Source organism: Azorhizobium sp. AG788, assembly GCF_943371865.1.
Classification (GTDB): Bacteria; Pseudomonadota; Alphaproteobacteria; order Rhizobiales; family Xanthobacteraceae; genus Azorhizobium.
In genome coordinates this window covers 1-12,115 of record NZ_CALRWL010000084.1, presented here as the reverse complement: position 1 = coordinate 12,115, position 12,115 = coordinate 1, and the positions used below count along the sequence as shown (strand labels likewise).

8 protein-coding genes and 2 pseudogenes are annotated in these 12,115 nt (G+C 64.2%); 7 read left to right on the top strand and 3 right to left on the bottom strand.

Going from position 1 to position 12,115, the window contains the following annotated elements; all coding sequences use genetic code 11:
• Positions 1 to 1,087, bottom strand: a 1,087-nt coding sequence (locus tag AAG816_RS26770) for a glycosyltransferase family 4 protein (RefSeq protein ID WP_341992771.1), incomplete at its 3' end; no start/stop codon positions are given.
• A gap of 50 nt (positions 1,088 to 1,137) precedes the next feature.
• On the bottom strand, positions 1,138 to 3,012 hold the full coding sequence (locus AAG816_RS26765; protein WP_341992770.1) for a tetratricopeptide repeat protein: 1,875 nt from the start codon (positions 3,010 to 3,012) through the stop codon (positions 1,138 to 1,140).
• A gap of 300 nt (positions 3,013 to 3,312) precedes the next feature.
• Here AAG816_RS26765 and AAG816_RS26760 point away from each other — a divergent pair, with 300 nt between their 5' ends.
• The 7 genes and pseudogenes from AAG816_RS26760 to AAG816_RS26730 form a co-directional block, all read left to right on the top strand.
• A complete protein-coding gene (locus tag AAG816_RS26760; protein WP_341992769.1) occupies positions 3,313 to 3,498 on the top strand; it encodes a hypothetical protein in 186 nt (61 codons plus the stop codon).
• 42 nt (positions 3,499 to 3,540) lie between these two features.
• The gene (locus tag AAG816_RS26755) at positions 3,541 to 4,776 is read left to right on the top strand and encodes a class I SAM-dependent methyltransferase (protein WP_341992768.1); all 1,236 of its coding nucleotides are present in this window, start codon (positions 3,541 to 3,543) and stop codon (positions 4,774 to 4,776) included.
• Positions 4,777 to 4,975: 199 nt separating this feature from the next.
• Positions 4,976 to 5,373: pseudogene (locus AAG816_RS26750) on the top strand (ISAs1 family transposase); the annotation flags it as partial.
• Between the two features lie 251 nt (positions 5,374 to 5,624).
• Positions 5,625 to 7,781 carry a peptidase domain-containing ABC transporter gene (locus tag AAG816_RS26745; protein ID WP_341992767.1) on the top strand — a complete coding sequence of 719 codons (2,157 nt, stop codon included), beginning with the start codon at positions 5,625 to 5,627 and terminating at the stop codon, positions 7,779 to 7,781.
• Between the two features lie 12 nt (positions 7,782 to 7,793).
• Positions 7,794 to 9,212, top strand: coding sequence for an HlyD family type I secretion periplasmic adaptor subunit (locus tag AAG816_RS26740; protein WP_341992766.1), 1,419 nt, complete (start codon positions 7,794 to 7,796; stop codon positions 9,210 to 9,212).
• Positions 9,213 to 9,214: 2 nt separating this feature from the next.
• Positions 9,215 to 10,564, top strand: coding sequence for a sel1 repeat family protein (locus tag AAG816_RS26735; RefSeq protein ID WP_341992765.1), 1,350 nt, complete (start codon positions 9,215 to 9,217; stop codon positions 10,562 to 10,564).
• Between the two features lie 259 nt (positions 10,565 to 10,823).
• Positions 10,824 to 11,000, top strand: a pseudogene (locus AAG816_RS26730) (IS5/IS1182 family transposase); the annotation flags it as partial.
• A gap of 17 nt (positions 11,001 to 11,017) precedes the next feature.
• On the opposite strand, the gene AAG816_RS26725 reads toward AAG816_RS26730, so the two are convergent.
• Positions 11,018 to 11,926, bottom strand: a complete 909-nt coding sequence (locus AAG816_RS26725; protein ID WP_341992764.1) for a transposase — start codon at positions 11,924 to 11,926, stop codon at positions 11,018 to 11,020.
• Positions 11,927 to 12,115: the final 189 nt, after the last annotated feature.

Sequence of the window (12,115 nt, the reverse complement as noted above, 5' to 3'; positions counted from 1 at the left end):
GGGTCGGGCTCTTCAGCAGGTCGCGATGGCCGGTGTTATTGGACAGCACCACCGGCACGCCGCAGGCCATCGCCTCCATGGCGACCAGGTTGGTGGCACCCTCGCAACGGTTGGGGAACAGGGCGGCGTCGCAGTCGGCCAGCACCCCGGCGATCTGGTTGCGGCCGAGGAAGCCGAGGTCGAGGAACCCCTCCTCGTCGGCGCCGTTCTCCATCGCCCAGGTCTTCACATCGACCATCCGGTTGGGCAGGATGCGCGGCGGCATCGGCACCAACGGCGATTCAGCCATGGTCATGCCGACCTCCGGCCAGGCGTTCTGCCAGGCGGTGACCAGCAGCGCCTCCGGGTGGCGTTGGCGGAAACGCAGGAAGGCGGCCAGCACGATATCCTGACCCTTGCGGAACTCCAGCTTGCCGCCGGAGAAGACGACGAAGCGGTCCCCGAATCTTCCGCTGGGGGAGGCTTCCACCATTTCGGCCGGATCGATGCCCTGGAAGGAGAGGCCGACATTGTCGAAACCCCAGATCTCCAGCAGCTGCTTGTTGTAGGTCGAATGCACGACGATGCGGTCGTACTGGCGGGCGCGGGCCATCACCTCGGGCGTGAAGCGGGTGTTCTCGTAGGCGATGACGCCGACGTTGCGGCGGCCGCGGAAGCGGGACGACGGGCCGCCGGCGGTGAAGCCGTTGCCCAGCGCGTGCAGAACGTCGAACTCCTTCAGCAAAAGCATGTGGCCCTTGGCGTTGTCCGCCATGGCGATGATCTGCTGGCAGGGGCCTTCCAGGGGCTGGAGCTTGGCGCGGTTCTCCGGGCGCAGGGTTCCCATCAGCGGCCGTTCCAGCAACAGGAGCGGTCGGCCCATGTCGGCGAGGTACAGCGCGGTGTGGACGCCCACCAGTCCCCAGCCGTGGACCTCGGTGAGCTGCCAGGTGAAAGCCAAGTTCGGAATCATATGGGAAAACCCTGTTCTGGCGGGCCGGTCCTGCCGGGCGGCGAGCGCCGGCGGACGATCCCGCGCCGGTGGCCGGTTTGTCAAGTTAGGCCGCCGGCTTGCCGAGCCGACGCGACCCGGCCGGCTGTTGGGCATCGCGCCGGCAAACGCATCTTCCGGGGTTCAGGAGATACCATCCATCACGCTCAGGCGGCGGGGTGCGCCATCCAGTCGCGCCACATGGCGCGGTAGGCCGCTTCGACGCTGTGAGCGAAGCCCCGGTAGTCGGTCAGCGGAGCGGCGTTCAGCCGGTCGCGCATGGTCTGCCGCAGGACGGACAGCCGCTCCGGATCGCCGGCGAGATCCACCGCCGTGGCGATGTAGCCGGCCTCGTCGGCGGCGATCAGGTCGGTCAGGCCGCAATGAGTCAGCAGGCTGGCGCCGACGCGGGAGACGTGCGTGTTTCCCGCTACGGTGACCACCGGCACGCCCATCCACAGCGCCTCGCAGGTGGTGGTGGTGCCGTTGTAGGGGAAGGGGTCGAGGGCGATGTCGATGCGGTCGTAGGCGCGCAGATGCCCGTCGGCGGCGTGGATGCGGGCCAGCAGGTCGATCCGGCCGGCGTCGATGCCGTGCTGGACGAAGCTGTTGAGATACCGCTGGCGTGTTTCCCCGTCGCCCATCTGGGCACTCTTGATGATCAGGCGCGATCCCGGCACGCGCTTCAGGATCTCGGACCAGACCCGCACCACCTCGCCCGTCACCTTGGAGGTGTTGTTGAAGGAGCCGAAGGTGACGTGGCCGTTGGCCCCCATCGGCGGCTCGGCGGGCGGGCCGACATCGACCGGCGGCCGGTAGCTGTGGAAGCCGTGGGGCAGGCGGACGATGCGCTCAGCGCTCAGCCGGTCGGCTTCGCCCATGGGATCGGCGACGGCGTCGCTCAGCCGCCAGTCGATGGCACGCATGCCGGTGGTGTCGGGATATCCCAGCCAGGTCGCCTGCACCGGCGCCGGCTTGCGGGCGAACAGGGTCAGGCGGTTGTTGGCGGTGTGGCCGGTCAGGTCGACCAGGATGTCGATGCGCTCCTGCTCGATCAATGCCGCGGCGCGGGCGTCGTCGACCCCGGCCAGGGAACGCCAGCCGTCGGCCATTCCCTTCAGCCGCTCGGTGACCGTGTCCGACCGGGTGGCCGCGTGGTAGCAGAAGACCTCGAAACGGCTGCGGTCATGCTCGCGGATCAGCGGTTCGGCGAAGAAGGCCACCGAATGGGCGCAGAAATCGGGCGAGACATAGCCGACGCGAAGGCGCCGGTCCGGCTCGCGCGGGTTCGCGTACCGCTTGCCGGCGGGCAGCAGCGGGTCGGCATGGCGTTGCGCCCACACCGCATGCGCCTTGAAGATGGTTTCCGGCGGGACCGCCGGGGTGTAGTGCAGGGCCAGCAGCAGGTTGGAATGCATCAGGGCGTGGCCGGGATGCGCCTCCAGCCCCTTCTGGAAGATGGTGATCGCCTCCTCGATGCGGCCCATCTCCTTCAGCGTCTCGCCCAGGTTGTTCCACGCCTCGGCCGATGTCGGGTCGGCCTTCAGCGCGGCGACGAAGCACTCCACCGCGCGGGCAAGCTCGACCGCGCCCTTGTGCAGGTCGCCCAGGTTGCACAGCGCCGCCGCCATGCCGGGCTTCAGCCGCAGCGCCTCCCCGTAGGCGGCCTTGGCCCCCTCGCGGTCGCCGCGGTTGCGCAGGATGTTGGCGAGGTTGAAATGCGCTTCGGCGTAGTCGGGCTTGAGCGTGATGGCGGTGCGCAGAGCCTCCTCCGCCTCCGCCGCGCGGCCCATGTCGAGCAGCAGGCAGCCGTGGTTGCTGTGGACGAAGGGGTCGGTGGCGTTGCGGGTCAGCGCCCGGCGGTAGCAACCCAGCGCCTCCTCCCAGTCGCCGCGGGCGCGCAGAATGATGGCGAAGTTGTTGTTGGTGTTGGGGTGGCCCGGATCGGTGGCCAGCACGGAGCGGTAGCCGGCCTCCGCCTCGGCGGTGCGGCCGGCCCGGTGCAGGGTCAACGCCTGGGCGAAGGCGGCCTCCGCCGCCACGGCGCCCGCCGCCGGGGGGGCCGGCCGGAAGGGTACTGCAGAGGCAACCGGGCGTTTGGCCTTGGTCGGCTTACGTGAAGGCTTTTTCATCGGGACCGCCCGCTTGGCTTCTTGCCGTTCCATCGAGGAGTTCGTCGGGGGTCGATAGCAACGACCGTGCCGTGTCCGCAAGCGGCATATCGTCCGTCGTGCCGTTTTGGGCAGGGTGATCGCATCAGGAAATCATATTCCCATGAAAGGGCCGGTATAATAGATTTGTTCGGCATGTTGTTACCCCCTCAATAAAGCATGATATCTTTCTTGGTCATCGTACTGGGCGCACTGTCCTGTGCCATTGCCACGGTGATGGGATCCAAGCTTGATCCCCGGCGTCCCGGAAAATTGGCGCTGCCTTCAGAGGAAAATCAGTTGCCCAAGGACGCCCACAACGCCACATTCCGCGACGACATCAAGGTCATCAAGACCGCGTTACACGACACGATCTGATCAGACCGTCACTCAATTCGCTGATATCTCGGGGTAATAGGCGTGAGATACTTCAATAGCACAGATGAAATTATTCAATACATCGACAGCCTGAGTGGAGAAGAACAGAGAAATGAGATGTTTAATACTGCTATTGATAAAAGTTTTGTGGAAGACGTAAATTCGCTAGACCCTTTCTCCGATGATTATAAAAAAATTTGCCTGTCAATTTACGAGAAAATTTCTAATCGGAGCTATCAGCCATTCGTTGGCGAGCTTATGCCAGAGCATAGTCATATTGAATCAAACTATCCTTCCCCACCATTCAGCTCTGGGTCAAGCATAAATGTTGGTGATTACTTTATGGCATGGGGAGGTATAATAAAATTACTTAACATTAATTCTGGAATGTCCGTCTTAGAACTTGGCGCTGGTGATGGGCATATCAGTTTGGCTTTGGCTCGTATGCAGTGCGATGTGCATGTTCTGGATGCAGAGCCTCGCTATCTGAATTCTATTCAAGAAAATGCCGCGAAATTTGGTGTGTCGGTTGCCGTCAAGCATGCTTTGTTCACCGATGGATTCGATGGAAAGAAATTTGATAGAATTCTATTCTTCCAATCATTTCATCATGAGCTCCACCATGGAGATCTTCTGGATACGCTGCGAGGCATGTTGAATCCAGGAGGATTTATCGTGTTCTCTGGTGAGCCTATTGTAGAGCGAGGAAATCCTTTTGTCCCATACTGCTGGGGGCCTCGTCTGGATGGCCTGTCGGTGTGGTGCATGCGTAAATGGGGCTGGCTTGAGCTTGGGTTTGAGACTGGGTTCTTTGTTGAGTTGCTTATGCGGCATGGGTTTGTTGTGCGGCGCTGGATGAATCCAGCCACCGGCATTGGGAATTGCTTTATCGCTGAGCCAAACAGCAGCATTGTGAAGCTTGGTGAGTGTGACATTGACATCGCGATTGGCGATGCGGGGTGGCATCAGGCAGAAGGAACTCATCGCTGGACCGGAGGACAGGCGTTCATTCCCATTGACCTTGCTCACTCCTGGCGCTGTGCCGTGTTGCGAGGCACCAATCACCTTCCAATGGGTAAGTTCGTTACCTTCCGCTGCGGGTCGAACGTGGTGGAAAAGCCCGTTCCTGCCGGTCAGACTTTTGAGCTGGCCGTCGCCCTTGTGCCGGATGCCACAAGATTTGAAATTCTTTGCCCTTTAACAGAGCCTGGAGAAATTGGGAATATAGATCCAAGGAGTCTCGGAATCGCGATTCATGAAATTGAGTACTACTCCTGAATATAAGAAATATTCTTCTGTTTATTTGGCATGATAAGGCAAAGGTGTCGCATCCGATAACATCTGGTATTTGCGGCGATATGAAATATATTCTATTTTTTGTAGAGGACTCGATCGCTGACGGCTGGAGACCCTGATGTCATGGTTTGGGGAATCGTTTGAGCGCTGTCAGATCCACGCAACTGGCAACGCCAAGCGACGCGACCTGCTGGAGTGCCCGGACATCGAAGACCATCTGGTCACGGCCGACGCCCTCCACGGCCAGGAGGAGGCCACCCGCCTCATCCGCGCCCGTGGCGGCGATCGCCCGCTGCAACTGAAGGCCCCCCTCAGCCTTGCAGACCATGGTCGAGGAATGCTCTGCCGCCCCGGAGACCGGTGCCGGGCTGGCCAGTGCCACCATCCCAATCCGAATCACGGCCAGATCGGAACCCGGCGAGTCTTGGTCGGTCGTGAGCCGGACTGGCTGTGCGGACCGGAAACGGCAACCGCAAGAACCATGGTCCGGAAAACCTGGCCACCTTACGCGACTTCGCCATCAACATCCTGAACCGCTCCCGACCCGACATCTCCGTGCGCCGCAAACGCTCGGGATGATCGGGCGAATTCGCTCACTCCATCTTCTGCCAAATGCGATGATCGGGCCGTTTCGGGACAGATGACTTGCCGCTGTCACGGCAATTCTGCTATTTCAGCGGTACCGCGTGAGTAGGCATCGTCCACCGGATAGTACACACACGCCCCGTCGCGCCCCCGGCATGGAGCGCATGGTCGATTGAGGCCGGGTGACCGAACGGTATGAAGACCTTGCTTTCGCGACGCTTTTTTCACCCTCTACGGCGGATCCCATGACCCTTGCTGCGGAAGTTCCGTGCGCCCACACCGGGTTGCACTCCCTGGCCGCGGTCGCACGCCAGCGTGGTCTCGACGTCTCGGCTGAGCGGCTTCAGCACAGCAATGTGATCGGGAACGAGGAGCTGGACACCGCGCGCCTTCTGCGCATCGCGAAGTCGATCGGCCTGAAAGCCGAGGCGACGACGCTGGAGTGGGAGGATCTGGGCAAGCTGCAGGACGCCTTCCCCGCCATCCTGCGCCTGCGCAACGGCAACTCGATGGTGGTCGTCGGCTTCGGCAAGCAGGGCAATACCGACGTCGCCATCCTGCAGGATCCGCTGGCCGGCCAGGAAACCATCCTGCCGGTCGACCGCATCCGGCTGAGCCAGGCCTGGGCCGGCGAGATCGTGCTGCTGAAGCGCGACTACGGCCTGACCGACGTCGAGCAGCCCTTCGGCCTCAAATGGTTCCTGGTGGAGATCCTGCGCCATAAGCGCATCTTCCGCGACATCGGCATCGCGGCGATCCTGATGAGCCTGTTCGCGCTCGCCGTGCCGATCTTCTTCCAGCTGGTGATCGACCGGGTGCTGGTCCATCGCAGCCTGGGCACGCTCAGCGTGCTGATGATCGGGATGGTCGGCGTCATCCTGTTCGAGACGGCCTTCTCGTACCTGCGCCAGTACCTGATGCTCTACGCGACGAAGAAGATCGACGCGAAGATGAACGTCCAGGTCTTCAACAAGCTCGTCGGCCTGCCGATGCATTATTTCGAGCGGGTGTCGTCCGGCGAGATCGTCAAGAACGTCCAGCAGGCCGAGCGCATCCGCAACTTCCTGACCGGCCAGCTCTTCATGACGCTGCTGGACACGGTGTCGCTGGTCATCTTCCTGCCGATCATGTTCATGTACAGCGTGCCGCTGACCGCCCTGGTCCTGGGCTTCTCGCTGCTGATGGCGATCAACATCGGCATCATGATCCCGCTGATCAAAGGCCGGCTGAAGGATCTGTACCAGGCGGAGATCCGCCAGCAGTCCTTCCTGATCGAGAACATCCACGGCATGCGCACGGTGAAGTCGCTGGCGCTCGACTCCCGCCAGAAGCAGGAATGGGATCACCGCGTCGCCCGCGCCGCCGAACAGCGTTTCGACGTCGGCCGCATCATGATCATCGGCCAGACGGTGGCCCAGCCGCTGAACCAGCTGATGATGGCCTGCCTGCTCGGTCTCGGCACCTATCTGGCGCTGAACGGCGAGCTGATGATGGGCGCGCTGATCGCCTTCTACATCCTGGCCGGCCGCGTCACCCAGCCGCTGCTGCAGATGGCCCAGTTGGTGCAGCAGTTCCAGGAGGTGTCGATCTCGGTCCAGATGCTGGGCACGATCATGAACCACCCGCCGGAAGAGGGCCGCACCGGCCGCGGCCTGCGCACGCCGCTGCGCGGCACGGTGGAGTTCCAGGACGTGCGCTTCCGTTATGCCCCCTCGTTGCCGCCGGCGCTCGACGGCGTGTCCTTCGCCGCGGCCGAGGGCATCATCCTCGGCGTCATGGGCCGCAGCGGCTCGGGCAAGACCACGGTGACCCGGCTGCTGCAGGGGCTGCACCGGGCGCAGGAAGGGCTGATCCGCATCGACGGCCGGGACTTGCGCGAATATGATCTCGACCATCTGCGCGCCTCGATCGGCGTGGTCCTGCAGGATAATTTCCTGTTCACCGGCACCATCCGTGAGAACGTTTCCGCCGCCAAGCCGGGGGCGACGACCGACGAGATCCTGAAGGTGATCCACCTGGCCGGCGCCGACGAGTTCGTCGAGCGGATGCCCAAGGGCCTGGACACCATGCTGGAGGAAGGGTCGTCGAACCTGTCGGGCGGGCAGCGCCAGCGTCTGGCCATCGCCCGCGCCCTGCTGACCAACCCGAAGATCCTGATCATGGACGAGGCGACCTCGGCGCTCGACGCCGAGAGCGAGGCGATCGTCCAGGCCAACCTGATGAACATCGCCCGCGGCCGCACCGTGATCATCATCTCGCACCGCCTGTCGTCGCTGGTGCCGTCCGATGTCATCCTGGTGATGGACCGCGGCAAGGTGGTCGACAGCGGCCGCCATGACGAGTTGCTGGGGCGCTGCGACATCTACCAGCATCTCTGGCACCAGCAGAACCGGCACATCTAGGAGCGCGTCCCCTTGACCGCACAGAAGCTCGCGACCATCCAGACGACGCGCGTCCCTGCGAACGATGTTGCGCGGGAGGGGCCGGTTCCGCCGCTCGACAAGCGTGCCAAGGCGCGCGGCAAGGCGGCGGTCGGCGCCTTCCAGAAGGATACGGAGGCGATCCAGAACGCCCCCGATCCCTTCCTGGCGCGCATCACGCTGCATCTGCTGGCGCTGTTCGTCATCGGGATGATCGCCTGGGCCACCTTCTCCTACCTCGACAAGATCGTCGCCTCCCAGGGCAAGATCATCTCGACCGAAGCCAACATCATGGTCCAGCCGCTGGAAATGGCGGTGATCAAGAAGATTCTGGTCCATGCGGGCGACGTCGTGCGCAAGGGCGACGTGCTGGCCACGCTGGATCCGACCTTCACCCAGGCCGACGTCCTGCAGCTGGAATCCCGCCTCGCCAACGCAGATGCGCAGATCGCCCGGCTGGAGGCCGAGCATGACGGCAAGCCCTTCGTGGCCGGCAGCGACCGCTATGGCTTCAGCACGCTGCAGCATGCGCTGTGGCGCGAGCGGCAGGCCCAGTACCAGTCGCAGATGCAGAATTACGAGGAGAAGCTCGCTCGCCTGCAGTCCAACGTCTCCAAGTACGAGATGGACCGCATGCATCTGAACGAACGGCTGAAGGTGGTGCGCGAGATCGAGACCATGCGGTCCACGCTGCTGGCCTCCCAGGTCGGCAGCAGGCTGAACCTGCTGCAGGCCACCAGCGACCGCATCGACATCGAGCGCAACCTCGTCCTCAACCAGAACGAACTGCAGGGCAACCGCCACGATCTGCAGGCCTTGCTGGCCGAGCGCGACGTCTTCATCCAGCAGTGGAACGGCAAGGTCATCGAGGAGCTGACCACCCAGAGCAACGAGCGCGAGGCCCTGCGCGAGCAGTTGACCAAGGCGCGCAAGCGCCAGTCTCTGGTCCAGCTCGACGCCCCGGCCGACGCGATCGTGCTGGAAGTCTCTCCCAAGGCAGCCCCCGGATCGATCGCCAAGGAGGCCGAGGCGCTGTTCACCCTGGTGCCGGTCGGCGCGCCCCTGGAGGTCGAGGCCAACATCGACGCCCGCGACCTCGCCTTCGTCCAGGTCGGCGACAAGGTGCGCGTGAAGCTCGACGCCTATCCCTATCTCCAGCACGGCTCGCTGGAAGCCGAGGTGTCGACGATCAGCGAGGATTCGTTCTCCAGCAAGGACGATCCGGCCAAGGCGCTCTACTACCGGGCGCGGGTCAAGCTGCTGACGACGACGCTGGACAATGTCCCATCCAACTTCCGCCTGATTCCCGGCATGCCGGTGACGGCCGACATCAAGGTCGGCGAACGCCGCATCATCACCTATTTCCTCCGCCCCATCCTGCGCGGGGTCGACGAAAGCCTGCGGGAGCCCTGATCTTGTTCGGCAAGCTGCTGAAGCGTACCAAAAGCACCTCTTCCCGCAAGCCGGACTTCAAGCGCGGTCTCGCCGCCTTCGAGGCGGAGGACCATGCCGGCGCGGTCGCCGACTGGCTGCCGCTGGCCGAGCGCGGCGACGCCGAGGCGCAGTACCGCATGGGCCAGCTCTATGCCCGCGGCCTGGGCGTGGTGCGCGATTTCGGCGATGCCGCCCACTGGTTCCGCAAGGCGGCCGACCAGGGCCATACCGAGGGGCAGTTCTCGCTTGCCCTGTGCTATGCCAACGGCGAGGGAGCGGCGCAAGACACCGCCCTGCCGGTGCGCTGGTACAAGACCGTGGCCAAGACCAACCCGGCCGCGGCCGAGGCCAATCTGGCCCTGCTCTATCCCAACGGGCTTGGCATCGGGCCCGACATCGCCCAGGCCGTGCACTGGTACCGGCTGGCGGCCGAAGGCGGCCATGCCGAGGCGCAGCACCACATGGGCCTGCTGCACGCCTTCGGCCAAGGCGTGCCCCAGGACCATGCCGTCGCCGCCGACTGGTACCGCCGGTCGGCCGAGGGCGGCTATGCCGTGGCCCAGCATGCGCTCGCCTCGCTCTACGCCAACGGCCAGGGGGTGGAGCGCGACCTGGAGCAGGCGATGGCCTGGTACGGCCGCGCCGCCGCGCAGGGCTTCGCCAACTCTCAGATGGCGCTCGCCATCATGTATGAGCAGGGCAGCGTGGGGGAGGCCGACCCGGCCCGGGCGGCCGAGTTCTACCGGCAGGCGGCCGAGCAGGGCCATCCGGTGGCCCAGGTCAATCTCGGCCTTCTCTATGCCCGCGGCCATGGCGTGCCGAAGGATTACCGCGAAACCCTGAAATGGTGCCGCCTGTCGGCGGAGAAGGGCAACGTCAACGCCCAGTTCAACCTTGGCCTGATCCATTCCAACGGGCTGGCCGGCCCGCCCGACCATGCCGAGGCGACGGTCTGGTACCGCAAGGCAGCGATGCAGGGCAATGTCGGCGCTCAGGTCAATCTTGGGCTGATGCTGGCCCATGGCTGGGGCGGGCGGCCCGAACTGGTCGAAGGGGTGGACTGGCTGCGCAAGGCCGCGGCGCAGGGGCATGCCGGTGCCATGAACAACCTGGGCGCGCTTTATGCGTCGCGCGACAGCAAGGCCTACAACCCGGTCCAGGCCTATGTCTGGTACATCATGGCCGCCGCCGCCCAATCCGGTCCCGAGCGTGACGGTTTGGAGGCCAAGGCCCATGAGATCGGCGCCAACCTCAGCAGCGAGGACCGGCGCAAGGCGCAGGTCATCATGGAAGACTGGAAGAAGGATCCCAAGCTGGTAGCGACTGTCTGATACCGGCGGCGCTGGTCATTGACCTGTGTCGCTGGAGGGCCGCGACTGCGGCCCCTCGGGCATATGCCCGTCCCGGCGATTAGCTCTACTGTGTCATAAAATATGGAATGGGATAACGGTTTGTTGTAGAAGGCCTATGCGTCTGAGCGGTACGGTGTACTGTAATAAGCTGTTGGTGCAGCGAGGCGCGGGTTTGCCGGTCCTGGGTCGTGGTGTAGAAGGGCGCCTTCCCTTGTTTCCCGGATTGGTCAGCCTCGGCATGCCGAACAAGCACAATGACGCCCGCCGCCATCACATTCCGAAGATGAAGTTCCAGGTAACGAACTGGGCGGCGTATGAGGCGGGCTTGCGGCGACGCGGCAGCCTGACGCTGTGGGTCAGCGACGCGGCGATCGCCGCTTGGCGAGCGGCACCGCGGCGCACGCCGGGCGGTCAGGCGGAACGTGTCAACGATTATGGGCTCTTGGCCAGTTTTGGTGAATCGGTGGCCAGCAGGAACCGGCGGTTGAGGAGATCGAAGCTGGCACGGCCAAACATTTGACGCTTGATCATCTTGAGCCGGTTGATCTGTCCCTCCACCTTTCCGGTGCTCCACGACAGGGTCATGGCGGCACGCACGGCGGCCTCATCGGTGCGGAGCTTTTTGGCGAAGTTCCGGAAAGCCGGGAGAGTGCTGTCCTGCGCCCGGGCCAACCATGGATCGAAGCGTTTGGGGGCACGGTCCCGCAGACCGGCGACGAAGTCCTCGGCCAAGGCGATCGCCTCGGTCAGCGCGGCATGCTGTGTGCGAAGCCGCTTCAACAGGTCGGCCTCCTTGGTGTCGCGATGCTCGGCGCGCCGCAGCACCAGCCAGGCGGCGTTGCGCGGCGTCAGCGGCCGTTTGCGCGAATCGCTGACAGGGGGCACGGGGTGCGGCGGTGCTGATTGGCCAAGAGCGGCGTCGTCCTGGGCCTGATGCAGACGCTGGGTATAGCGGGCCAGCGTCCGATAGCTGCCGCGATAGCCGCGTCCCTGGATCTCCCGAAACAACTGGCGGCTGCGGCGACCGCCGGTGTTCCAGCGCTCCAGGATCATCGGCTTCCAGGGATCGAGCAGACCCCGGCCAGCGTCGTGGCGTTCCTGGCGCTCGGGAAACGTCGCGTGCCGCAGGAAACGAACGACGGTGCTGCGGCCGAGGCCAAGATGACGGGCGATGGCCACGCCGGACCAGCCCTCCTGGTGCAGCGCCCAGACGCGCTGGTAGGTGGCCAGCCGGCGCTCCCGACTTTCGGCCGCCGCAGCCTGTTTGGTGGCTGTCCGGTGTGGCGGAGCCGGCGGGACGCCGTGTGCCGGAACCACGTTCTGGTTCGCCGGCTCCGCCATGCGCAGGTCCGCCGCGTGAAGGGTGAAGACGGTTTCTAGAGTACGCATCCGGTGAGTGACGCGGATACGGATCGAAGCGGTCAGCGGCCCGTTCGGTGGATTTGGATGAGTTCCTTGAGGTTCTCGACGCCATCCTCGGTCAGGGCATAGAACCACTGCTCGCCTGGGCCGAACACGGTCAGGCAACCG